Annotated in this window: 19 protein-coding genes and 1 pseudogene; 14 read left to right on the top strand and 6 right to left on the bottom strand. The window is 74.0% G+C overall.

The window, feature by feature from the left end; translation table 11 throughout:
- Positions 1–119 precede the first annotated feature (119 nt).
- From ACGF12_RS33030 to ACGF12_RS33020, 3 genes are all read left to right on the top strand, one after another.
- On the top strand, positions 120–1,904 hold the full coding sequence (locus ACGF12_RS33030; protein WP_393038391.1) for a hypothetical protein: 1,785 nt from the start codon (positions 120–122) through the stop codon (positions 1,902–1,904).
- 114 nt (positions 1,905–2,018) lie between these two features.
- A complete protein-coding gene (locus ACGF12_RS33025; RefSeq protein ID WP_393038388.1) occupies positions 2,019–3,752 on the top strand; it encodes a restriction endonuclease in 1,734 nt (577 codons plus the stop codon).
- Positions 3,753–4,083: 331 nt separating this feature from the next.
- On the top strand, positions 4,084–4,848 hold the full coding sequence (locus tag ACGF12_RS33020; protein WP_393038385.1) for a ZIP family metal transporter: 765 nt from the start codon (positions 4,084–4,086) through the stop codon (positions 4,846–4,848).
- A 16-nt stretch (positions 4,849–4,864) separates the two neighbouring features.
- Here ACGF12_RS33020 and ACGF12_RS33015 read toward each other — a convergent pair whose 3' ends face one another.
- Positions 4,865–5,770 (bottom strand): LysR family transcriptional regulator, encoded by a 906-nt coding sequence (locus ACGF12_RS33015; protein ID WP_393038382.1) that lies wholly within the window; start codon positions 5,768–5,770, stop codon positions 4,865–4,867.
- Between the two features lie 73 nt (positions 5,771–5,843).
- Between ACGF12_RS33015 and ACGF12_RS33010 the strand changes: the two are divergent.
- Positions 5,844–6,212: pseudogene (locus tag ACGF12_RS33010) on the top strand (EamA family transporter); the annotation flags it as partial.
- A gap of 259 nt (positions 6,213–6,471) precedes the next feature.
- Complete coding sequence (locus ACGF12_RS33005; protein ID WP_393038406.1) at positions 6,472–6,825, top strand: EamA family transporter; 354 nt, start codon at positions 6,472–6,474, stop codon at positions 6,823–6,825.
- Here the strand turns inward: ACGF12_RS33005 and ACGF12_RS33000 are convergent.
- Complete coding sequence (locus ACGF12_RS33000) at positions 6,716–7,261, bottom strand: MarR family winged helix-turn-helix transcriptional regulator (RefSeq protein WP_393038379.1); 546 nt, start codon at positions 7,259–7,261, stop codon at positions 6,716–6,718. The two genes, ACGF12_RS33005 and ACGF12_RS33000, sit on opposite strands and share 110 nt — an antisense overlap.
- Before the next feature lie 166 nt (positions 7,262–7,427).
- Between ACGF12_RS33000 and ACGF12_RS32995 the strand changes: the two genes are divergently transcribed.
- On the top strand, positions 7,428–7,760 hold the full coding sequence (locus tag ACGF12_RS32995; protein ID WP_387621986.1) for a DUF2218 domain-containing protein: 333 nt from the start codon (positions 7,428–7,430) through the stop codon (positions 7,758–7,760).
- Here the strand turns inward: ACGF12_RS32995 and ACGF12_RS32990 are convergent.
- Together ACGF12_RS32990 and gabT are read right to left on the bottom strand one after the other, a co-directional pair.
- Positions 7,733–8,371 carry a phosphatase PAP2 family protein gene (locus ACGF12_RS32990; RefSeq protein WP_393038376.1) on the bottom strand — a complete coding sequence of 213 codons (639 nt, stop codon included), beginning with the start codon at positions 8,369–8,371 and terminating at the stop codon, positions 7,733–7,735. The two genes, ACGF12_RS32995 and ACGF12_RS32990, sit on opposite strands and share 28 nt — an antisense overlap.
- A gap of 481 nt (positions 8,372–8,852) precedes the next feature.
- Entirely contained in the window at positions 8,853–10,208 is a 1,356-nt protein-coding gene (gene gabT, locus ACGF12_RS32985; RefSeq protein ID WP_393038373.1) for a 4-aminobutyrate--2-oxoglutarate transaminase, read from the bottom strand.
- Positions 10,209–10,449: 241 nt separating this feature from the next.
- Here gabT and ACGF12_RS32980 point away from each other — a divergent pair, with 241 nt between their 5' ends.
- The 3 genes from ACGF12_RS32980 (at position 10,450) to ACGF12_RS32970 (ending at position 15,892) form a co-directional block, all read left to right on the top strand.
- Positions 10,450–12,531, top strand: a complete 2,082-nt coding sequence (locus ACGF12_RS32980; protein WP_393038370.1) for an ATP-binding protein — start codon at positions 10,450–10,452, stop codon at positions 12,529–12,531.
- Positions 12,532–12,729: 198 nt separating this feature from the next.
- A complete protein-coding gene (locus tag ACGF12_RS32975) occupies positions 12,730–14,295 on the top strand; it encodes a PucR family transcriptional regulator (protein ID WP_393038367.1) in 1,566 nt (521 codons plus the stop codon).
- Between the two features lie 154 nt (positions 14,296–14,449).
- A complete protein-coding gene (locus ACGF12_RS32970; RefSeq protein WP_393038364.1) occupies positions 14,450–15,892 on the top strand; it encodes an aldehyde dehydrogenase family protein in 1,443 nt (480 codons plus the stop codon).
- Between the two features lie 80 nt (positions 15,893–15,972).
- Here ACGF12_RS32970 and ACGF12_RS32965 read toward each other — a convergent pair whose 3' ends face one another.
- Entirely contained in the window at positions 15,973–16,641 is a 669-nt protein-coding gene (locus tag ACGF12_RS32965; protein WP_393038361.1) for an NAD(P)H-binding protein, read from the bottom strand.
- 75 nt (positions 16,642–16,716) lie between these two features.
- Between ACGF12_RS32965 and dxr the strand changes: the two genes are divergently transcribed.
- The 5 genes from dxr to ACGF12_RS32940 all read left to right on the top strand — a co-directional run bounded on the left by dxr (position 16,717) and on the right by ACGF12_RS32940 (position 22,385).
- On the top strand, positions 16,717–17,958 hold the full coding sequence (dxr, locus tag ACGF12_RS32960; RefSeq protein ID WP_393038358.1) for a 1-deoxy-D-xylulose-5-phosphate reductoisomerase: 1,242 nt from the start codon (positions 16,717–16,719) through the stop codon (positions 17,956–17,958).
- Positions 17,959–18,051: 93 nt separating this feature from the next.
- The gene (locus tag ACGF12_RS32955) at positions 18,052–19,356 is read left to right on the top strand and encodes a M50 family metallopeptidase (RefSeq protein WP_393038355.1); all 1,305 of its coding nucleotides are present in this window, start codon (positions 18,052–18,054) and stop codon (positions 19,354–19,356) included.
- A 144-nt stretch (positions 19,357–19,500) separates the two neighbouring features.
- Positions 19,501–20,661 (top strand): flavodoxin-dependent (E)-4-hydroxy-3-methylbut-2-enyl-diphosphate synthase, encoded by a 1,161-nt coding sequence (gene ispG, locus ACGF12_RS32950; RefSeq protein ID WP_380614920.1) that lies wholly within the window; start codon positions 19,501–19,503, stop codon positions 20,659–20,661.
- 151 nt (positions 20,662–20,812) lie between these two features.
- Positions 20,813–21,706 (top strand): GNAT family N-acetyltransferase, encoded by an 894-nt coding sequence (locus ACGF12_RS32945; RefSeq protein ID WP_393038352.1) that lies wholly within the window; start codon positions 20,813–20,815, stop codon positions 21,704–21,706.
- A gap of 121 nt (positions 21,707–21,827) precedes the next feature.
- Entirely contained in the window at positions 21,828–22,385 is a 558-nt protein-coding gene (locus ACGF12_RS32940; RefSeq protein WP_393038350.1) for a GNAT family N-acetyltransferase, read from the top strand.
- 57 nt (positions 22,386–22,442) lie between these two features.
- Here the strand turns inward: ACGF12_RS32940 and ACGF12_RS32935 are convergent, their stop codons facing one another.
- The gene (locus ACGF12_RS32935) at positions 22,443–23,372 is read right to left on the bottom strand and encodes an aminoglycoside phosphotransferase family protein (protein ID WP_393038347.1); all 930 of its coding nucleotides are present in this window, start codon (positions 23,370–23,372) and stop codon (positions 22,443–22,445) included.
- Between the last annotated feature and the right edge of the window lie 232 nt (positions 23,373–23,604).

The raw sequence follows: 23,604 nt of genomic DNA, 5'->3' as shown, positions 1-23,604 counted from the left end.
CCCGGAGTTGGAACTTCCGCTCCGGGCCGTGGCGTTTCCTGGGCAAGGATCCGGCCGAACCGGACGAAAACCATCGATGGAGGACACCAGACCCCACCCCGCACCACGGAGGTATGCGCATGACCTCAGACCGCTCGCCGTCGCCCGCCGGTGCCGACCTACCCGGCCCCCGCGGCCCCGCGACGCCCTACCGGATGACCGTCACCACCACCCTCCCGCACGCCGAGGCCGTCGCCCTGGCCGACGAGCAGCTCGCCTCCTGGCTGAAGCAGGAGGGCTGCGAGGAGCCCCCGCCGGCCCACCGCGCCCCCGCCGGACCGGCCTCCGCCGGAACGTCCCTCGCCGCCGAACGCCTCCGTCTGGGCGACCGTGTCCTGCTGGACCGGGACCGAGGCCCGCTGCGCGGCCCGTCGGGCGCCGGCCGCTACGACCGCCGCCGCCTGCGCACCCCGGCCCCGCACGGCACCCGGCAGCTCACCCTCACCGTGGCCACCGGCGCCGAGGGCCGCACCTGGTTCCGGCTGGAGGCCGAGACCCACAGCACCGGCAGCGGTGTGCGCACTCCCTGCCGGGTGCCGGTGCCCGAGCTGGCCCGCACCCTGCTCCCGCTGCTCGACGCCAGCGACGGCCCGGCCGCCGTCCACCCCGTACCCCGGGTGATCACGGCCGACGAGGTCGACGCCCTGATCGACGAGCTGTGCGACCCGGAGCGCCGACTGCCCACCGTGGTCGCCAGCGTCCCGGTGAACCTCCCGCTCGACCGCTGGGTCGAGGACGTGGTCCGCCCGCTCTGCCGGCAGCTGCCCGGCCTCGCCACCGCCTACGTGCTGGACCCGGGCGCCCGCACCGGCTTCAACGTCGCGTTGGAGTACCACACCGTGTACGGCGGGGCGGTGCGCACCTACCTGCCCGAGGTCGACCCGGCCTCCCGGCAGGACGGCGCCCGGCATCCGGTGCTCGCCCGGGGCCGAATAGAACAGGACCTCCGCCGTGCCGCCGGCCTGCTCGCCCGCGAGCCGCGCCGCCTCGCCGCCGACCAGCCGCTGCCGCCGCCGCTCGCGGCCGTCCCGGTGCTGCGCGTCCCGCCGCCGCAACTCCGCCCGGCCGCCGACCATCCCGTGGTCACGAGCGCCGGTGCGACCGTCGACACGGCTGCCGACGTGGCCGCCGAACTGGCCGAGTTCGCCCGCGAGGAGCAGCAGGACCGCGCCGAGCAGCAGGCCAGGGCCGACGAACTGGAGCGGGTCCGGCGCACCCTGCGCCTGGAACACCGCGACCGCGGCCAGACCCGGGACGGCCACGAGGGCCGCCTGCGCACCGGCGCCCGCGGCCTGGCCGGCCGCCACTGCACCACCCCGGGCTCCGGCCCGGCCGTCGGCCAGCGCTCCGCCGCCCAGCCCTTCGGGTGGGTCGGCAAGCCCGAGACCTTCACCGACCTCATGGCCCGGCTCGGTGAGTTCCCGCTGCTCACCTTCACCGGCGACCAGAAGGCCGCGCTCGCCCTGGACGGACTCCAATGCGCCGGCGCCGGTTGGGCCCGGCTCGCCTGGGACGGTCTGACGGCCCTGCAGGAGTACGCCGAGGCGGCCGTGCGCGGCGCGGCCGGCGGAGACTTCAAGCAGTGGTGCGAGCACACCCCGGACGGCTGCCACCGCTTCCCGCCCCGCAAGGCGGTCCGCGGCGAGTCCCGGACGGTGTTCAGCCACACCAAGTGGAAACGCGAACGGATGCTGCCGGTCCCGGAACACGTGGACGCCTCCCGGCGCGCGTTCATGGGCGCGCACCTGCGGATCGGCGGCGGCCGCACCGCGCCCCGGCTGCACTACCTGGACGACTGTTCCGGCAGTGGCCGGATCTACGTCGGTTACATCGGTCTGCACCTGACCAACACCCGGACCAACTGACCGGCTTGGCTGACCGCTGAGCCCGTTCGGTGGACAATGTCCGGCAGGGGCGGGGCCGCGGGCCGGCCGGCCGCCCCGGGCAGGCGCCGGACGAGCATGGGGGAACGACGACCGATGCAGTACTCAGCTGACGGCCAGTCGGACGGCGCCGCCACCGTCCAGTTTCCCCAACCGGGCTTCCTCGCCTCGGTCTTCCGCGACCTCGGCGTCGACGAAGGTCCGGAACCGGGCGACCCCGCCGGTGGCCGGGCCGTACCCGGCCGCCCCGGCGAGGCGGCGGTGGGTGACGGCCCGTCCGTCCCCGGCCCGACACCCGGCCGTCCGATCGGCGATCCGGGTGACGGCTCGTCCACCTCGGGCTCCACCGCCCCCGGCTCCACCGACCCCGGGGACGGCATCGCCGCGCACGCCCGGGCCGCCGCCCTGACCCACCACCGCACACTCACCGTCCAGGCCGAGCACGACCGGCTGACCGACCTGCTGCGGCGGGCCGCGCTGCCCGTCTCGGCCATGGACTTCGAGAGTCAGCTGCGCCACTACGAACCCCGCCCCTACCCGGCCGACGGCCCGGCCGCCGCCGACCAGTCCGAGCCCCGCTGGGAGGACTTCGCCCCCGCCGAACCGGCCGCGGCTGACCCGGAGAGCGGTCCGTCCCGCCGCCTGCTCGACTCCGGCTACCAGCGCGAACTGGCCCAGGCCCGGCTGACCCACCAGCGCGCCCTGCGCGAGTGGCGCACCCGCCGGGCCGAGGCCGGCCGCCCGGCCGCCGACGAGTCCCGGCGCGCCCACGAGGCGGCCGAGGAGGCCCGCGCCCGCGCGGTGCGCGAGTACAACGAGAGCCTGGAGGAGTGCCGGCGCGCCTACCGGCTGGCCGAGCCGGCCGCCGTGGAGTCGCTGCTGGAACGGGCCTTGGCCGCCGCCGAGACCGCCACCCAGGACCTCCCCGCCCCCTGCCGGGCAGTGTTCCGCCCGCTCACCCGCACCGCCGTGCTGGACCTCGACCTGCCCCCGCTCGACCTGGTGCCCTCGCTCACCGGTTACCGGCTGGCCCCCGACGGAGACATCGTCCCGGTGCCGCGTCCGCCCGCGGACCGGGCCACCGACTACCTGCGGCTGGTCGCCCGGCTCGCGCTGCGCGCCCTGCAGGCCGCCGACGCCGTCGACACCGACGAGATACTCGCCGGTGTCGTCCTCAACGGCTGGTTGCGCGAGCCCGGTTCGGCCGAGCCGCTCTGCCTGCTCAGTGTGGACGCCGACCGCGACGCGCTGGCCCGCACCCGGCTGCTGCCGCCGGAGACGCCGTACGAGGAACGCGACGACGAGGGCGTCTACGCCGACGCCGAGCAGGACGAGGCCCTGGTCCGGCTGCGCCAGCTGGACGCCGCCGTCACCCCGGACCCGTACGCCCGCGCCGTCGTCGAGCCGGCCGCCCAGGCCGGGGCCGCCGTCCCGGCCGCGCTCGACCTGTCCGCCAACGAGTTCGCCCAGCTGGTGCGCGACCTGCTCATCCGGGGCGGGCTCGCCGAGTGGAGCGTCCGGCTGCGCGGCCCGGCCGGGCTGGTCGCCACGGGCGAGGGTGCCCCCGGCAGCTCGCTGCCCGGCCGCTGGGTGGTCTGGGCCTCGCGGGGCGTCGCACCGGTCACCGCCGAGCAGATCGAGACCCTGGCCGAGGCCGTCACCGAGGAGTCCGCGGAACGCGGCCTGCGGCTGACCACTGGCCGTTTCGCCGACGACGCCCTGGACCTCACCGCCGAGGAGAGCCACCGGCACATCCACCTGATCGACGGCGACGGCGTCCGCGAACTCGCCCGCACCCACCTCGGCCTGCCGCTCGCCGCCGGCCTCTGACGGGTCGCCGGCCTCTGACGGGCCGACGGGCCCGACGGACCAGATGGTCCCGAAAGATGCCCCGGCCCGGAAGACCCGCCCTGCCCGGCCTCGGAGTTCACCCCGACGGGCCACCCGGCGGGCGCCCCGCCGGGCCCGGACCGAGGCTGAGGACCGGATCCCATCGGCCCCGGCACCCCCCCCCGGGCGATCACCGTCGAACGGTCGTCCGGTACGGTCGGCGGTCGGCCCGACCACGGGCGGACCCCAGGGGGAGAGGAATGGGCACAGCGCTCGGCAGAGCACACGGCGGCACCGGCCATCCGGCGGGCCAGGCGCGGGAGGCGACCCGATGACCGCCGTCCTGGTCGCCGCCGGGGCGTTCCTGATGACGCTGATCGGCGGCTTCGTCGCCCAGCGCACTGGAGACCGCCGCCACCTGGTGCTCGGCTTCGCGGCCGGCCTGATGCTCGGCGTGGTCGCCTTCGACCTGCTGCCCGAGGCCATCCACCAGGCGCCCGGAGAAGTGCACGGCGTGCCGCAGGCGCTGCTGATGTTCGCGGTGGGCTTCCTCACCATCCACGTGGTCGAGCGCGCGGTCGCCATCCACCGCGGTCACGAGGGCGAGTACGCCGAGCACACCCACGGCCACCACCACGGCCACGCCCACCACGCCGGGGCCCAGGGCATCGGGCTGACCGCCGCGCTGGCCCTGGTCGGGCACAGCGTGATGGACGGCTTCGCGATCGGCGCCGCCTTCCAGGCCGGCACCACGGTCGGCACGGTGGTGGCCATCGCGGTGGTCGCGCACGACTTCGCAGACGGCTTCAACACCTACACGATCACCCGGCTGTACGGACACAACCGGCGCCGGGCGCTGACCCTGCTCGCGGCCGACGCGCTGGCCCCGGTCTCCGGCGCGGCGATCACCCTGGCCTTCACCATCCCGGAGCACCTGCTCGGCCTCTACCTGGGCTTCTTCTCCGGCTTCCTGCTCTACCTGGCGACCTCCGACATCCTCCCGGAGGCGCACAGCCCGCACCCCTCGCGCAGCACCCTGCTGTGCACCGTCGCCGGGGTCGGCTTCATGTGGCTGGTCATCGGCTTCGCCAGCTGACCCCCGGCTTCGCCGGCTATCCCGGAAGGCGGCTCCAGCACTCCCGCATCGCCGCCAGCGCCTCGGTGATCGCCGGCCGCCGGGAGGCCTGGGCCCGCCAGAGCGCGAACACCCGTCGGCTCGGCTGCGAGGCCACCGGGCGGGCCACCACCCCGGCCGGCAGGGGGCCCCGGCCGAGCCGGGGCACCAGGCCCATCCCCAGACCGGCCGCGACCAGCGCGATCTGGGTCTCGAACTCGCCGACCTGGTAGCGCACGTCCGGCTCCTCACCGGCCTCACGCAGGGTGCGGACCAGCCAGTCGTGGCAGATGTTGCCCGGCGGCATGCTGATCCAGCGCTGCCCGCACAGTCGCTCCACCGGCACCGCGTCCAGCGCCGCCAGCTCGTCCCCGTCCGGCAGCAGCAGGTCCACCGGGTCCGTCCCGAGGTCCAGCCGGGCCAGCCCCTCCTGCACCGGCAGCGGCACGGTCGGCCAGTCCTGCACCAGAGCCAGATCCACCTCGCCCCGGGCCACCAGCTCCGCCGCCGGGTACGGATCGCTCTCCAGCAGCCGTACGTCCAGCTCCGGGCAGCGCTGCCGCAGTTCGGCCAACGCCCCGGGCATCAGCCCGCGTGCGCCGGACGGGAAGGCGGCGACCAGCAGCCGCCCGACCGCCTGGCCGCGCTGCTCCTCCAACCGCACCTCGGCCTGCTCAACCAGCCCCAGCACGGCCTGCGCGGTGGTCGCCAGCTCGCGCGCCGCGTCGGTCAGCACCACGCCCCGGCCCTGCTTCTCCAGCAGTACCGTCCGGGTCTCCCGCTCCAGTTTGGCGATCTGCTGCGAGACCGCCGAGGGCGTGAACCCGAGCGCGGCCGCCGCCCCGCCGACCGAACCGTGCACCGCCACTGCGTGCAGCGCCCGCAGGCGCCCCAGATCCATCATGCAGCGATCCTAAAGTGTTTTCTTCAGTATTCATCGCTGGTGCTACAAGGTCATCCGTCGCCATGCTCCATCCATGACCGCAACACCCGCCGCCCTGGGCGGCAAGAGCAGCATGAGCCCTCGTCACATCGCCCTGGCCGTCCTGGTGGCCGCCGTGTGGGGCCTCAACTTCGTCCTCATCCACGTCGGCCTGGACAGCTTCCCGCCGCTGCTCTTCTGCGCCCTGCGGTTCGCCGTGGTCGCCGTGCCCGCGGTCTTCTTCATCGGCCCGCCCAAGGTGGCCCGGCGCTGGGTGCTGGCGGTCGGCCTGGTCCTCGGGGTGGTCAAGTTCGGGCTGCTCTTCCTCGGCATGCACGCCGGGATGCCGGCCGGCCTCTCCTCCCTGGTGCTCCAGGGCCAGGCAGGCTTCACCGCCCTGTTCGCCACCGCCCTGCTGGGTGAGCGCCCGGGCGGGCAGCGGCTGTTCGGCCTGGGGATCGCCTTCGCGGGCATCGCCCTGAGCGCGTTCGACCAGGGCCTCGGCGGCCCGCTCGGGGCCTTCGCCCTGGTGGTGCTGGCCGCCGTCGCCTGGGGCCTGTCCAACGTGCTGACCCGCAGGGCGGCACCGCCGGACGCGCTGCGCTGGATGGTCTGGGTCAGCGCCGTCCCGCCGCTGCCGCTGCTGGGCCTGTCCCTGCTGGTCGAGGGGCCGGACGCGGACCCTGCGCGCGCTGCGCGGGATCACCCTCGGCGGGCTCGGCGCGATCGGCTACGTCGGGCTGGTCTCCACCCTGTTCGGCTTCGTCGCCTGGAGCTACCTGCTGCGCAGCTACGACGCGACCGCCGTCGCGCCCTACTCGCTGCTGGTGCCGGTGTTCGGGATGTCCTCGGCCTGGCTGCTGCTCGGCGAACGGGTCAGCCCGCTGGCCGGCGCGGCCGCGCTGCTGGTGATCGCCGGGATCGGGATCACCGCGCTGCGCCCGGGGCTGCCGAGCGCCGTGGTGGCCCGGCTGCGAGGAAGCGGGCCTCGGCGGAGCGCAGCACTCGCAGCAGCACCTCCTCGTCCTCGGGGCTGACCTCGCCGAAGTACTCCTGCGCCACCTCGTCCCGGACCTGCCCGATCCGCTCCACCGCCGCCCGGCCGGCCTCGGTCAGCAGCAGCCGCACGGCCCGCCGGTCGGCCGGGTCGGGGCTGCGCTCGACCAGTCCGGCCTCCTCCAGGGCGTCGACCACGGTGGTGGCCGAGCGCGGGGCGATGTGCAGCTTGTCGGCGAGGTCGCTCAGCCGCATCGCGTGGTCCGGCGTCTCGCAGCCGGGCGCATGGGCGAGGGTGCGCAGCGCCCGGGCCTGGCCGGGGGTGATGCCGTAGGGCTCCAGCCGCCAGCCGGTCTGGCGGCGGATCCGCTTGATCGCCCTGGTCATCGCGTCCGCCAGTTCGGCCGCGCCGGCCGGGGAGCCGGGCCGGGGGGCGGGGGAGGGGTCCGCCGGTTCGTCGGTCGGCGTGGTGGTCATCGGCGGTCTCCTCGGCTGGCGTCCGGCCAAGGGTATCGGCCGGTCGGGGGCCTGCGGCGGGCGGCGGAGGGCGATCGGGGAAATATGTTGAGCTTAGCTCAGCATCTAGGCTAGCGTAGCTTCCAGTGAGGGGACCCTAAGTTCTCTCCCCGACCCTGGAGGGCCCATGCCCGTTTCCACCGCGCGCGTCGCCACCGACCGCCCCGCCCGCTACGCCAAGCAGCTCGCCGCCCACATGAGCCGCAAGATCGAGACGTCCTTTTCCCCGGAGACCGGCCGCGGCACCCTGGTCTTCGCCGCCGGCACCGCCACCCTGGAGGCCCAGCCGGACGCCCTGCTGTTGACCGTCGAGGGCGAGCGCGAGAACCTGCCCGGTCTGGAGGACGTGGTCGGCCGCCACCTCGTCCGCTTCGGCGCCCGCGACGAACTCGTCGTCGAGTGGCACCGCGACAACGGCGAGGCCGGCCTCGTTCACCGCAACGAGGAGCCCGAGGCCTGAGGCCTTCGGGCACCCGGCCGGGGCAGCCACCGGTCGAGCGCCCACAGCACCAGGGCCGCCAGGCACCAGCTGGCCACCACGTCCAGCGTCCAATGGAAGTTGCTCCACACCAGCCCCGCGCCCACCCCGAGCGCGAGCAGCACCGCACCCGCCGTCAGCCCCCGGGCCGTCCGCGGCCCCGCCGCCCGGGCCAGCAGCAGCGCCGCCACCCCGTACGAGAACGTCGCGGTCGCGGTGTGCCCGGACGGGTACCAGCCCCACTGCCCCGGCGTCAGCGCATCCCCGAGCGGGCCCGGCCGGGCGAAGGCCGCCTTCGCCGGGACCACCAGCAGCGGGATCAGCCCCGAGGTCAACACCGCCACCGGCAGCGGCAGCCACCAGCGCACCGCCCCCGCCCGGCGCCACCACCAGGCGGCCAGTGCCCCGGCCGCCAGCAGCACCGGGACGGCGGGCACGGCGCTGCCCAGGTTCGACAGCAGATGGCCGAGGGGGTCGAGCAGGGCGTTCGGGTGGGCCGCCCGCGCCGCCCGGCGGACCGAGCGGTCCAACCCGAGCAGCGGCCCGTCCGCCGCCACCTGCCAGGACACCACCAGCAGCACGACCGCCGCCACCACCGGCACCGCCGTCGAACGGGCGGCCCGGCCCAGGGCAGCGGACAGCCGCCCCGGAGCAGGGGGGAGAGCTCCGGGGCGGCTCTGATGATCGCCGTTCCGTGCGCCCCGGGGGGTGTGGGTCGGACGGTCGGTCGATCGGCCTTCGGTATGCGCCGACCCTCGCGGGGCGGCCTGGTTGTCCTCGCGGCGCCCACGCGGACCCGCCCCTGGGGGTGGCTCCGCGGGCGGCTCCGCCAATGGCTGAGGCTCGCTGTCCATCTGCGATGACACTACGTCAACCGCCCTTCCACGCCGAGCGCCTTCAGCGATTCCGCACATCATCTTCACCCTGCCCTGGGCAACCTCCGGGCCGTCCCGTCGATCATGCCCGACCGCCGCACCGGGCCCGTACGAACCGAACGGCCCGTGCGGACCAGAGGTCCCCACGGGCCGTTCAGCGCTGTCCGGACATCCCTCCGGCGGGCAGGTGGCGCCTGGATCAGGCGGCGGTGACACCCTGGAGCGCGAACGCGCCCTCGATGATGTCCAGACCCTCGTTCAGCAGGTGCTCCGGCATGACCAGCGGCGGCAGGAAACGCAGCACGTTGCCGTAGGTGCCGGCGGTCAGCACGACCAGGCCCTCGGCGTGGCAGGCCCTGGCGATGGCCGCGGTGGCCTCCGCGTTCGGCTCCTTGCCGCCCGGCTTCACCAGCTCGACGGCGATCATCGCGCCGCGGCCGCGGACGTCCCCGATGATGTCGAACTTCTCCTGCAGCGAGCGCAGGCGGCCCAGCATGACCTCGCCGATCCGCTGCGCCTTGCCGACGAGGTCCTGCTCCTTCATGGTCTCGATGGCGCCCAGCGCGGCGGCGCAGGCCACCGGGTTGCCGCCGTAGGTGCCGCCCAGGCCACCCGCGTGCGCGGCGTCCATGATCTCGGCGCGGCCGGTCACCGCGGCCAGCGGCAGACCGCCGGCGATGCCCTTGGCGGTGGTGATCAGGTCCGGGACGATGCCCTCGTCGTCGCACGCGAACCACTGGCCGGTGCGGCAGAAGCCGGTCTGGATCTCGTCGGCGACGAACACGATGCCGTTCGCCTTCGCGTACTCCACGATGGCCGGCAGGAAGCCCTTGGCCGGCTCGATGAAGCCGCCCTCGCCCTGGATCGGCTCGATGATGATCGCCGCGACGTTCTCGGCGCCGATCTGCTTGTTGATGATGTCGATCGCCTGCGCGGCGGCCTCGGCGGCGCAGTTCTCCGCGCCGGTCAACCAGCGGTACGGGTAGGCCACCGGCACCCGGTAGATCTCCGGGGCGAACGGACCGAAGCCCTGCTTGTACGGCATGTTCTTCGCCGTCAGGCCCATGGTCAGGTTGGTGCGGCCGTGGTAGCCGTGGTCGAACACCACGACGGCGGTGCGCTTGGTGTAGGCGCGGGCGATCTTCACCGCGTTCTCGACCGCCTCGGCGCCCGAGTTGAACAGCGCCGTGCGCTTTTCGTGGTCACCCGGGGTCAGCTCGTTCAGCTGCTCGGCGACGGCCACGTAACCCTCGTACGGGGTCACCATGAAGCAGGTGTGGGTGAAGGCGGCCAGCTGCTCGCTCGCCTTGGCCACCACGGCCTCGGCGCTGTTGCCGACGTTGGTCACGGCGATGCCGGAGCCGAAGTCGATCAGCGAGTTGCCGTCCACGTCCTCCAGCACGCCGCCGTTGGCACGGGTGACGTACACCGGCAGGGTGGTGCCGACGCCGGCCGCCACCGCACCCAGCTTGCGGGCCTGCAGCTCCTGCGACTTCGGGCCCGGGATCGCGGTGACCAGGCGGCGCTCCTGCGGGAGCGGCGTTACGGCGCTCATGGGATATCTCCAGACTTCTCGGCTCGGTGCTTCGCAGGCTAAGGCCGCCCTCCCCGACCGGGCATGCGCCACTCGGTAGCACTGAGCCATCCGACTTGTCCGGCACGGCCAGCGCGGATGGCACGACTACCCGCAGGTCCCGCTCCACTACCCTGAGCGCGGGCGTGTCGCCGGTACGGCGGCATGGGTATGGCGGCACCGACGGCGGTCGGGCCGGGCGGGCGAGGGAGCGGGGCCGTACATGGCACAGCACGGGTCACACCACCACGGCGAGCGCACCACCACCAGACCCCCGACCCCCCTGCCCCACCAACGGCCCGGCGGGCCCGCCTTCGACATCGCCGACTGGGCCACCGCCCCGCGCCCCGAGGCCGAACCCGGCGTCTACCGGCTCGGCTACCGTCGCATCGACCCGGAACGCGCGGAGGCCGCCAAGGTCCCGACCTGGCCGTTGCTGCTGCGGGCGGCGCTCAACGTGGTGGTGGGGTGGTTCGCGTATCTCTACGGCACGCAGCTCCTCATGTACGTGCTCGTGTGGTTCGGCGGGCAGACGGGCATCGGCCCGCTCGCCTCGCCATCTGAGTCCGAGGCCATGTTCACCCTCCTGGTGGCGAACGCCCTGGTGATCGGCGTGGTCATCAAGGTCTTCGGCCGGATGGGCCGCTGGCCCGAGGTGTGGCGTCGCTACGCCGCCCCGCTACTGTCCCGGACAGTGACCCGGGAGGAGCCTGCCGAGGAGGACGGCGCGCCGGCGGAGGCCGCCCGTAGGCAGGACCCGTGGGACGGGCTGCGCCGGGGCGGGGCGGCCGAGGCGGCGGCGCGGCTGGACGCCGAAGCGGTGGGCGACGTCGACTTCGTGCGGATCCACCGGGCATGGGAGTCCGCGCAGGCGGACCCGGTGTTCGTGCCCGCGTTCAGCGAGCAGGTGGCCGCCCGCGGCGCCGCGGCCTTCGCCCACCCCTCCGAGACGCGCGAACTGCCCGGCCGGGCACGGCGGCACGATCTGCTGCTCGGTCAGGTCTGCCTGGGCGTCGCCCAGGACGTGCCGAAGAACCCGTTGAGCCACCGGGCGGCCGGCTTCGCGCTGGACCCGGCGGTGCTGGGCACCTCGCTGCTGGCGGTCGGCCCGGCCGGGACGGGGAAGACCGCGCGGCTGGCCCGGCCGGTGGCCGAGGCGCTGTGCCTGCAGGCGCTGGCCGGCACCGCGTGCGCGGTGGTGGTGGGGGCGGCGGACGTCGACCTCGGCCCGGACGCCTGGTACGACGTGGTGATCGCCCCCGGCGACCCGGCCTCGGTGTACGGGCTGGACCTGTACGGCGCGGCGCAGGACCCGGACGAGGCCGCCGCCCGGCTGGCCGAGGCGCTGCTACCGGACGAGCTGACCGCCCGCGCCGAGAACGCCCGGACGGCGCTGCAGCAGGTGGTCGGCCCCTTCCACGCCGCGTACGGCCGCTACCCGGGGGTGCGCGAGCTGCGGGCGCTGCTGGGCGGTGAGCCGGACGCGCTGGCGGCGCTGGTGAAGGGACTCGGCGCGGCGGGCCGGCTGGCCGTGTACGAGCGGGACCTGGAGCACCGGGAGCGCCAGCGCGGCCGGGCGGACGATCCCGGGGCCCTGCTGGCGGACCGGCTGGCGCTGCTGGACCGGCCCGCCTTCGAGGGCGCCTTCGCGACCGACGGGACCGGCCGCCCCCCGTTCGCGATGCGGGTGCTGGACCACCCGCTGCGGGTGCGGGTGAAGCTGCCCGAGCGCAGCCACCCGGAGGCCGCCCGGATGCTGTCCCGGCTGGTGGTGGGTCAGTTCGTGCAGGCGGCGGGCGCCCGCGAGGACCGCTCGCTGTTCGCCGGGCTGGTGGTGGACGACGCCTCCGCCGCCCTGGACGCCGGTTCCGTGCGCGGCCTGCAGCGGATGCGCGGCGCGAACGCGGGCGCGGTGCTGCTGCTGCGGACGCTGGTGGACCTGCCGGAGGCGCTGCGGGCGCCGCTGTTCGGCGCGGTCGGCTGCCGGATGGCCTTCCCGGGGATCGCGCCCTGGGACGGGCGGCTGTTCTCGGAGGCCTGGGGGACGCACCTGGTGCAGGAGACCGCGGTGACCCACACCCCCGACACCTCCGGCGGGGTGATAAGGCGGGCCGGCCGGCTCGGGCGGAAGGCGCTGTCGGGTACGACGGCGCAGACCGAGTCGGTGACGACCCGGGATGTGGAGCGGTTGCGGTGGTCGCCGTCGGATCTGGCGCACGCGTTGCCGGCGGGGCACGCGGTGGTGTCGTTGACGGCGGTGTCGGGGGAGCAGGTGCCGCCGCTGCTGGTGGATCTGCGGGGCTGAGGCGGGGTTGGGGCGGGGGCGGGACAGCGGCGGGACGGGGGTTGTGGAGAGGCCGGGGCGTAAGTCGCCTTCGAGGTGGATTCGGCAGTGCCGGTTGTCCGGGGCGTCCATAATGAAGGGGAGAGACCCTCACCAGTCCCACGTCCCTCTCCTCGCCCGGCCGCAATGGCGCGGTCAGGTCGATCCCTCGAAGGTGCCATGCCCCCCACACTCGCCTCCGTCGTCCGCAACAGTTCGCTCCATCTGACGGTGCTCGCCGGCGCGGACCACCTGGAGCGGCCGGTCCGCTGGGTGCACACCAGCGAGCTGGACGACCCGACCCCGTTCCTGGAGGGTGGCGAGCTGCTGCTCACCACCGGTATCAAGCTGGGCCGTACGGCGGCGCAGCTGCAGGCGTACGTGCACCGACTGGCCGATGCCGGGGTGGTCGGGCTGGGTCTGGGGGTGGGGCTGTCGCACACCGAGGTGCCGCAACCGCTGGTGGACGCGGCGGCGCAGCGGGGGCTGCCGCTGCTGCGGGTGCCGGAGCCGACGCCGTTCATCGCGATCAGCAAGGTGGTGTCGGCGGCGCTGGCCGCGGAGCAGTACGAGGCGGTGACGACCAGCTTCGAGGCGCAGGAGGAGCTGACCCGGGCGGCGCTGGGCAAGGACGGGACGACGGCCGTGGTGCGTCGGCTGGCGGCGCGGCTGGGGGGCTGGGCGGCGCTGTACGACGGGTCGGGCGCGCTGTCGGTGGTGGCTCCGGACTGGGCGGCGCGCCGGGCGGGGCGCCTGGCGGCGGAGGTGGACCGGCTGCGTCGGCGGCCGGCGCCGTCGAGTGCGGCGCTGCAGGGGCGTGCGCCGGGGATAGACACGGCGGACGAGGACTACGTGGTGGTCCAGTCGCTGGGGGCGGACCGGCGGGCCCGGGGCTTCCTGGCGGTCGGTACCGAGGACCGGATCACGCCGACCGAGCGGTACGTGCTGAACGCGGCGGTGGCGCTGCTGACCCTCACCCTGGAGCGTTCGCGCGAGCTGCGGCAGGCCGAGGAGCGGATGGGCGCGGCGCTGCTGCGGATGGTGCTGGCGGGTGAGGTGGCGACGGCCCGTCAGGTCGCGGTGGGGCTGTTCGGCGGCATGCCGGAGGGGACGATACGGGTCCTGGTGGCCGGGGCCGGGCCGAACGCGGACGCCTCGGAGGCGCTCGCGGAGCTGGGCGACCGGGCCGAGCAGGCGGGTTCCCGGGTGGGCGAGAAGCTGCTGGTGGCGCGGGAGGACGGTGCGCACGGGCCGCGGCTGATGGTGCTGGCGCTGGACAACGGCGCGGTGCACCGGGCCTGCCTGGGCGTGGTGGAGGAGCACGAGGGCCTGTCGCTGGGCGTCTCGGCGCCGGCCGCGCTGGAGGACGCCGGTACGGCGCACGCACAGGCGGAGCGGGCGCTGGCGGTGGCGTTGCGCGGTGGGCGCCGGTCGGTGGACCACGAGGAGGTCGGCGCGGGTTCGCTGCTGCCGCTGCTCGGCGAGGACGCGGTGACGGCGTTCGCGGAGGGGCTGCTGCGGCCGCTGCGCGAGCACGACCGGACGGCCCGTGGTGACCTGGTGGCCTCGCTGCGGGCGTGGCTGTCGAGGCACGGCCAGTGGGACGCGGCGGCGGCCGACCTCGGGGTGCACCGGCACACGCTGCGCTACCGGATGCGCCGGGTCGAGGAGTTGCTGGGCCGCTCGCTGGACGACACCGACGTGCGGATGGAGCTGTGGCTGGCACTGCGTTCCGGCGAGGAATAGACCGGAACAGAGCACACGCCTGGACGCGGTGGAGTGGCCCCGGAGTCGAACGCTCCTAGTCGGCCAATCCGGTTGGCTTGCCCTCGCACCTACCCTCGGGTTCGGGTCCCACGCCCGTGGGCCGTACGACGACGAGGAGAGGGCCGGTACCACGGTGACCGCCACGTACGATTTCTGGCTCGCCGGCCGCCGGGCGAGCGGTGACGCCGACTTCGAGGTGCACAACAGCTGGGACGGCCGTCTGGTCGGCAAGGTCAGCATCCCGACCGAGGCGCAGGTCGAGGAGGCGCTGGACGCCGCCGTCGCCGCGCTGCCGGTGTTCGCCGCCACCCCGGCGCACCAGCGGGCCGCCGCCCTGGACCACGTGGCCAAGCGGCTGACCGAGCGCACCGAGGAGCTCGCCCAGCTGATCACCGCCGAGAACGGCAAGCCGATCAAGTGGGCCCGCGGCGAGGTCGGCCGCGCGGTGTCGGTCTTCCGCTGGGCCGCCGAGGAGGCGCGCCGCACCAACGGCGAGACGATGCGGCTGGACACCGACCCGGGCGGTGTGGGCCGCTTCGCGATGGTGCGCCGTTTCCCGCGCGGCGTGGTGCTGGGGATCGCCCCGTTCAACTTCCCGCTGAACCTGGTCGCCCACAAGGTCGCCCCGGCGATCGCGGTCGGCGCCCCGATCATCCTCAAGCCGGCCCCGGCGACCCCGCTGTCGGCGATGGTGTTGGGCGAGATCCTGGCCGAGACCGATCTGCCGGCCGGCTCCTGGTCGATCCTGACCGTGCCGAACGACCGGATGCCGGCCCTGGTGCAGGACCGGCGCCTGCCGGTGATCTCCTTCACCGGTTCGGACAAGGTCGGCTACCAGATCATGGACTCGGTGCCGCGCAAGCACACCACCCTGGAGCTGGGCGGCAACGCCGCGGCCGTGGTGCTCGCCGACTGGTCCTCGGAGGCCGACCTGGACTGGGCCGCCACCCGGATCGCGATGTTCGCCAACTACCAGGGCGGCCAGTCCTGCATCTCGGTGCAGCGGGTGATCGCCGACGCGTCGGTGTACGACGCGCTGCTGGAGAAGGTCGTGGCCAAGGTCAAGGCCCAGGTCACCGGTGACCCGAACGACGACGCGACGGACGTCGGCCCGCTGGTCGACGAGAACGCCGCCAAGCGGGTGGAGTCCTGGGTGGACGACGCGGTCGCCAAGGGCGCCAAGGTGCTCACCGGTGGCACCCGCGAGGGCGCGACCTACGCCCCGACCGTGCTGGCCGAGCTGCCCGCCGACGCGATCCTGGCCAAGGCCGAGGTGTTCGGCCCGGTGCTGTCGCTGCACAAGGTGGACGGCGTGGCCGAGGCCTTCGCGGCCGTCAACGACTCGCCGTTCGGCCTGCAGGCGGGCGTGTTCACGCACGACCTGCAGACCGCCTTCCGCGCCCACCGGGAGCTGGAGGTCGGTGGCGTGATCATCGGCGACGCGCCGTCCTACCGCGCCGACCAGATGCCGTACGGCGGCGTCAAGGACTCCGGCGTCGGCCGCGAGGGCGTCAAGTACGCGATGGACGACTACACCGTCGAGAAGGTCATGGTCCTGACCGGCCTCGACCTCTGAGGCTGACGGACGGCGGCCGACTGACGGAGGCCGCCTGACGCGGGGCCCGGTCCGTTCGCGGACCGGGCCCCGCGTCGTGTTCAGTCGTTGTGTCCGGCCGCGGCGGCGACGGCCTCGGCGACGGTGGCGTTCCCGGCGACCAGCTCCAGGGTCTGCCCGGCGGTGCCGGGCTCGCGCAGCAGCGCGGCCAGGACGGCGGCCACGTCGGCCCGGTCGACGGCGCCGCGGCCGACCGAGGGGGCGAGCCGGACCAGGCCGGTGCCGGGGCCGTCGGTGAGCCGCCCGGGGCGCAGTACCGTCCAGTCGAGCGCGGCGCGGGCGCGGACGGCGTCGTCGGCGGCGCCCTTGGCCCGCAGGTACGTCTCGAAGACCGCGTCGGCGGGGTGGTGGGCGGCCGCGTCGGCGCCCATCGAGGAGACCATCAGGTATCTCCGGACGCCGGCGAGCTCGGCGGCGTCGGCGAGCAGGACGGCCGCGTCGCGGTCGACGGTGTTCTTGCGCGCGGCGCCACTGCCCGGGCCGGCGCCGGCGGCGAAGACCACCGCGTCGGTGTCGGCGAGCAGGGCGGCCAGCTGCGGGGCGGTGGCGGACTCCAGGTCGAGCAGCAGCGGCTCGGCGCCGGCGTCGACGAGGTCCTGGGCCTGTTCGGGGCGGCGGATGATCCCGGCCGGGCGGTCGCCGCGGTCGGCGAGCAGCCGTTCCAGCTTCAGCGCGATCTGTCCGTGGCCCCCGGCGATGACGGTACGCATGGCTCCGACGGTAGTGCGAAGGGTCGTCGGCCGTCCTGTCGTCCGGGAGGGTCGCGAACAGGACACAATGGGCGCATGACTTCGCTCGCCCACCCGCAGCTGCGTTTCACGCCCACCGTGGCGGACCCCTCCGGCCCCAGGGAGCTGGTGATCCTCGGTTCCACCGGTTCGATCGGCACCCAGGCCATCGACGTGGTGCTCCGCAACCCGGACCGCTTCCGGGTGGTCGCCCTGTCGGCGGCCGGCGGCCGGGTGGAGCTGCTCGCCGAGCAGGCGCTGCGGCTGGGCGTGCACACGGTGGCGGTGGCCGATCCGGCGGCCGAGCCGGCGCTGCGCGAGGCGCTGGCCGCGAAGGCGGCGGGTCGGCCGCTGCCGACCGTGCTGGCGGGCCCGGACGCGGCGACCGAGCTGGCCGGGATGGAGTGCCACTCGGTGCTGAACGGCATCACCGGTTCGATCGGTCTGCGGCCGACGCTGGCCGCGCTGAAGGCCGGCCGGGTGCTGGTGCTGGCGAACAAGGAGTCGCTGATCGTGGGCGGCCCGCTGGTGAAGGCGGTGGCGAAGCCGGGCCAGATCGTGCCGGTGGACTCCGAGCACGCGGCGCTGTTCCAGGCGCTGGCCGGCGGCACCCGGGCGGAGGTCCGCAAGCTGGTGGTGACGGCGAGCGGCGGCCCGTTCCGGACCCGGACCCGGGAGCAGCTGGCCGGGGTGACCCCGCAGGACGCGCTGGCGCACCCGACCTGGGCGATGGGCCCGGTCGTCACGATCAACTCGGCCACCCTGGTCAACAAGGGCCTGGAGGTGATCGAGGCGCACCTGCTGTACGACGTGCCGTTCGACCGGATCGACGTTGTGGTCCATCCGCAGTCAGTGGTGCACTCGATGGTGGAATTCACCGACGGCTCGATCCTGGCGCAGGCGAGCCCGCCGGACATGCGGATGCCGATCGCGCTGGGGATCGGCTGGCCGGACCGGGTGCCGGACGCCGCCCCGGCCTGCGACTGGACCAAGGCTGCGACCTGGGAGTTCTTCCCCTTGGACAACAAGGCCTTCCCGGCGGTCGAGCTGGCGCGCGAGGTGGGCACGCTGGGCGGTACGGCGCCGGCGGTGTTCAACGCGGCGAACGAGGAGTGCGTGGAGGCTTTCCTGAAGGGTCGCCTCGCTTTCACGGGAATCGTGGACACTGTTGCCAAGGTCGTGGCCGAGCACGGACAGCGCGACGGTGGGCCGGCGGTGGGAACTTCCCTGACGGTCGAGGACGTCCTGCACGCGGAGGACTGGGCGCGCGCCCGGGCCCGCGAGCTGGCGGCGGGTTGACGGACCGGCCCGCGGCGTCGGCGGTACCCCCGTCGCGTCGCGGAACGCGGTACGACGAGACGATGAGCGGAGCGGCATGACGGAGGGCCAGCGGTGGCAACGGTTTTGACGGTGGTCGGCATCCTGGTCTTCGTGATCGGGCTGCTCATCTCGATCGCCTGGCACGAGCTCGGCCACCTCTCCACGGCCAAGCTGTTCGGCATCCGGGTGCCGCAGTACATGGTCGGCTTCGGCCCGACCCTGTGGTCCCGCTGGAAGGGCGAGACCGAGTACGGCATCAAGGCGATCCCGTTCGGCGGGTACATCCGGATGATCGGGATGTTCCCGCCGGGCGAGGACGGCCGGATCACCAAGCGCAGCAGCTCGCCCTGGCGGACCATGATCGAGGACGCCCGTGAGGCCTCCTACGAGGAGCTCCAGGAGGGTGACGAGCACCGGCTGTTCTACACCCGCAAGCCCTGGAAGCGGATCATCGTCATGTTCGCCGGGCCGTTCATGAACCTGATCCTGGCGTTCGGGCTGTTCCTGACCGTCATGATGGGCTTCGGCGTCTCGATGAACGTGCCGACGGTCAGCACCGTCGCCCAGTGCGTGGTCAAGGCGGGCCAGCCCACCGACAACTGCCCGGCGGGCGCCCCGCAGACCCCGGCCGCCCAGGCCGGTCTGAAGGCCGGGGACAAGATCCTCTCCTTCGACGGGGACCGGATCCACACCTACGACCAGCTCCAGGCGGACATCCGCCGGTCGGCCGGCAAGACCGTGCCGGTTCTGGTCCAGCGCGGCGACGCGCAGCTGACCCTGAACCCGACCATCGCGGTCAACGACGTCCAGAAGTACGACGGCAACGGCGTCCCGCTCAAGGGCCAGACCGTCCAGGCCGGGTTCCTCGGATTCACCCCGGCGAGTGGGGTGGTCCAGCTGGGCTTCGGCCAGTCCGTCGACCGGATGTCCACCATGGCCGAGAGCGGGGTCAAGTCGCTGGTCGCCCTGCCCGGCAAGATCCCCGGGCTGTGGAACGCGGTCGTCGGCGACGCCCCGCGCGACCCGGACTCGCCGATCGGCATGGTCGGCGCCGCCCGGGTCAGCGGCGAGGTGTTCTCGCTGGACATCCCGGGCACCCAGCGGGTCGCCTTCTTCGTGAACCTGCTGGCCGGCATCAACCTGTCGCTCTTCCTGTTCAACATGCTGCCGCTGCTCCCGTTGGACGGCGGCCACATCGCCGGCGCGGCCTGGGAGGCCGTCCGCCGCCGGATCGCACAGCTGTTCCGGCGGCCCGATCCGGGCCCCTTCGACGTCGCCAGGCTGATGCCGGTGGCATACGTCGTGGCCAGCGTCTTCATCGGTTTCACCCTGCTGGTGATGGTCGCCGACCTGGTGAACCCTGTGAAGATCAGCTAGGGCGTTCGGGTACGGCGGGTGTGCTGGGCGCCCGGACCGTGCCGTACCGTGGAGGCCGGGTGCGCGATCGTCCGCGCGCCCGGCCTCGGCCGTCCCAACGGCCGGGCGGTCGACCACACCTCAACCCCGGGGAACCCTGCGCACATGACCGCGATCTCGCTCGGTATTCCGTCCCTGCCGCTCAAGCCGCTGGCCAAGCGCCGCTACTCCCGGCAGATCATGGTCGGCAACGTGCCGGTCGGCGGTGACGCCCCCGTCTCGGTGCAGTCGATGACCACCACCGTCACCTCGGACATCAACGCCACGCTGCAGCAGATCGCCCAGCTGACCGCGTCCGGCTGCCAGATCGTCCGGGTCGCCGTCCCCTCCCAGGACGACGCCGACGCGCTGCCGATCATCGCCAAGAAGTCGCAGATCCCGGTCATCGCCGACATCCACTTCCAGCCGAAGTACGTCTTCGCGGCGATCGACGCCGGCTGCGCGGCCGTGCGCGTCAACCCGGGCAACATCAAGGCCTTCGACGACAAGGTCGGCGAGATCGCCAAGGCCGCCAAGGACGCCGGGGTGCCGATCCGGATCGGCGTCAACGCCGGCTCGCTCGACAAGCGGCTGTTGGAGAAGTACGGCAAGGCCACCCCGGAGGCGCTGGTCGAGTCCGCGCTGTGGGAGTGCTCGCTGTTCGAGGAGCACGACTTCCGCGACATCAAGATCTCGGTCAAGCACAACGACCCGGTCGTGATGATCCAGGCCTACCGGCAGCTCGCCGCCGCCTGCGACTACCCCCTGCACCTCGGCGTGACCGAGGCCGGGCCGGCCTTCCAGGGCACCGTCAAGTCCGCGGTCGCCTTCGGCGCGCTGCTCGCCGAGGGCATCGGCGACACCATCCGGGTCTCGCTCTCGGCCCCGCCGGCCGAGGAGATCAAGGTCGGCAACCAGATCCTGGAGTCCCTCGGGCTGCGCCAGCGCGGGCTGGAGATCGTCTCCTGCCCGTCCTGCGGCCGCGCCCAGGTCGACGTCTACAAGCTCGCCGAGGAGGTCACCGCCGGGCTGGAGGGCATGGAGGTGCCGCTGCGCGTCGCCGTCATGGGCTGCGTCGTGAACGGCCCGGGCGAGGCCCGCGAGGCCGACCTCGGGGTCGCCTCCGGCAACGGCAAGGGGCAGATCTTCGTCAAGGGGCAGGTGATCAAGACCGTGCCCGAGTCGAAGATCGTCGAGACCCTGATCGAGGAGGCGCTCAAGCTCGCCGAGCAGATGCAGGAGGAGGGCGTCGAGGCCGGTTCGCCGACCGTCGTCGCCGCGGAGTGACCGTTCGGATCGGGTGTTTCCGGTCCGAACGCGACCGCAGCGCAGTTTTCCGGAAGCGGGGCCGTCCGTTCGCGGACGGCCCCGCGGCCGTAGCCGGGTGGGGCCACGGAGTAGGGTGCGGCCAGAGTCGTCTCAGTGAGGTGCTGTCTCGATGCTCGATCGAGGTGTGATTCTCCCCAGCTCCTTCCAGGCCGCCCGGGCCCTGGCCACCACCCGCGTGCTGGAACCCCCGGATCTCGCGGACGCCCTGGAGATCCTCCACCGCGACCCGGTCGCCAACGCCTTCGTCGCCACCCGGGTCGAGGCCGTCGGGCTGGACCCGTGGCGGCTCGGTGGGGAGCTGTGGGGGTGGTACGACGGGGGCGGCGTACTGGACGCCCTCTGCTACGCGGGGGCGAACCTCGTCCTGGTCAACGCCGGACCGGTGGCCGTCGCGGCCTTCGCCGAGCGGGCCAGGCGGCAGGGGCGGCGCTGCTCCTCGATCGTGGGGCCGGCCGAGTCGACCGCCGCCTTCTGGGCGCTGCTGGAGCGCAGTTGGGGGCCGGCCCGTGAAGTCCGGGGCCACCAGCCGCTGTTGGCGACCGCCTCGCCGTCGGCGGAGATCGCGCCGGATCCGCTGGTGCGGAGGGTGCGGCGCAACGAGGTCGAGGCGTTGATGCCCGCCTGCGTGGCGATGTTCACCGAGGAGGTGGGGGTGTCGCCGCTGGCGGGGGACGGGGGGCTCCTCTACCAGGCCCGGGTGGCCGAACTCGTCTCCACCGGGCGGTCGTTCGCGCGGTTCGCGGACGACGGACAGGTGGTGTTCAAGGCCGAGGTCGGGGCGGTGACGCAGGGGGCCTGCCAGATCCAGGGGGTCTGGGTGGCGCCGGAGTACCGGGGGCAGGGGCTGTCCGAGACCGGGATGGCGGCGGTGCTGGACGTCGCGCTGCGGGAGGTGGCGCCGGTGGTCTCGCTGTACGTCAACGACTTCAACCTGCGGGCGCGGGCGGCGTATCGGCGGGTGGGGTTCCGGGAGGTCGGGGCGTTCATGAGCGTTCTCTTCTGAGCGCTCCGTTCCGGGGTGCCACTGTCGGGGTTCGGCGGGCGTTTGTCGTCGTGCGGCTCCCGGGGGGTTGGGTTCTGATCTTCGGCCGCGCCGCAGGGCCGCTGGTAGTAACGTCCGGAGCATGGATCAGCTGACCGGGGTGACGATCGAGGCCATCGACCTTGCGGCCTGGGCGCCGCAGGCGCTGGAGGTCCAGGCGGTGGCGTTCGGGCTCACGCCCGAGGAGGTCGCGGTACGGCTGCACATCGTGGGGCGGCACGCTCAGCAGCCCGGGGTGATCGCGTTCGGGGCGATGAGCGGGGGGCGGCTGGTCGGGTTCGGGTACGGGATGCCGAACCAGCGGGAGCACTGGTGGAGCACGGTCATCGAGCCGTACCTGACCGCCCGCGGCTACGGGGACTGGCTGGACGGGGTGTTCGCGGTCACCGAACTGCACGTGCTGCCGGAGTTCCAGGGGCAGGGGGTCGGGAGCCGGCTGATCCGCATGCTGTGCGAGGGGTCGGGGCTGGACCGGAGCATCCTGTCGGCGATCGACGCGGAGACGCCGGCGCGGCGGCTGTACCGGGCGTTGGGGTACCAGGACTTGGCCCGGGCGGTGCGGTTTCCGGCGACGGACCGGTTGTACGCGGTCATGGGGGCGCGGTTGCCGTTGCGGGGGCTCGGGGGCGGGCGGGCTTAGCTCGGGGTTGGCTCGGGGGGCGGGTGGGCTCGGGGGTCTTTCTGCTCGGGGGTCCTTTTATGAGACGTGCCCGGCGAACTCCAGGTAGAGCTCGGCGTCTTCGTGGCGGCCGGCGGTGAGCGCGCGCAGGGCCAGGTCGACGGAGCGGAAGAGGGTCCAGCCGCGGAGGCGGTCCTGGTCGACGTCGAGGGCGTCGGCGAGTTGGTGGAGCCGGCGGCGGACGGCGGCGGGGGCGCCGGGGGAGCCGAGCAGGGTGTCGGCGCGGTCCAGAACGAGGCGGGCCAGGTCGTAGGCGCGCTCGCCGGCCAGCGGGCGGGGGTCGATGGCCAGCCAGGGGGCGCGGTCGGCGGCCAGGACGTTGCCGTGGTGGAAGTCGCCGTGGAGGAGGAAGGTCTCGGTGGCGGAGGCGGCCAGGGACTCGGCCGTCGCCAGGGCCTCGGTGATCAGGGGCTGCGCCGCGGTGGCCGCGGGGTGGTCGCGGTGCCGGGTGAGGCGGGCGGCGGTGTCGGCGACCCGGTTGGTGAGGGTGGGGTAGGGGGACGGCCCGTCGGGGAGCTCAGCCCAGAGGCGGTGGAGCAGGCTGGTCGCCTCCAGCCTGGCCTTGGGCTCGGCGAGTGAGCGCAGTGGGATCTCGCCGTGGAGACGCTCCAGGAGGAGGACGCCCTCGGCGGGGTCGGCGTCGAGGAGGAGGACGGCGCCCCGGCCGGCCCAGTGGGTGAGGGCGGTGTGCTCGTGGGCGGTCTCGGGGGTGACCAGGCCGGTCTTCAGGACGGCGGGGGAGAGGTCGTCGCGGTGGACGTAGGTGATCAGGCTGAGGCTGCCGCCGGGGTCCAGGGTGCGTTCGGGGGTGAGGTTCCAGCGGGCCAGGTGGGCGGCCGTCCTCGTGGGGAGGGTGGCCAGCCACTGGCGGCCTTCCTCGCCTTGGGCCGCGGTGACGCTGTTGGTCAGCCAGGTGGGGATGGTGATGTGCGGTGTGTTTCCCGACATGCCTGGCCTTCCGGTTGGTGCGCTGCCTGGGGTGGCTTGTCCATTGTCGGGGATGGGGGTGAAATCGCAGGTCAGTGGCGTGGGGGTGTCTCTGTGCGGGGGGTGTTTGTGTGGGGGTGGCTTTCGGGAGGGTGGGTGGCCGGGGGCGGCTCCGGGGGTGGCGGCTCCGGGGGGTGGGTTGTTTTGAGACATGCCCTTAGGGTTGGGGGGGGGTCGGGGGCGGGGGGGGGGT

Origin of the sequence: Kitasatospora sp. NPDC048296 (assembly GCF_043201815.1) — a bacterium.
GTDB lineage: Bacteria > Actinomycetota > Actinomycetes > Streptomycetales > Streptomycetaceae > Kitasatospora.
This window is presented reverse-complemented; position numbering and strand designations above follow the sequence as displayed.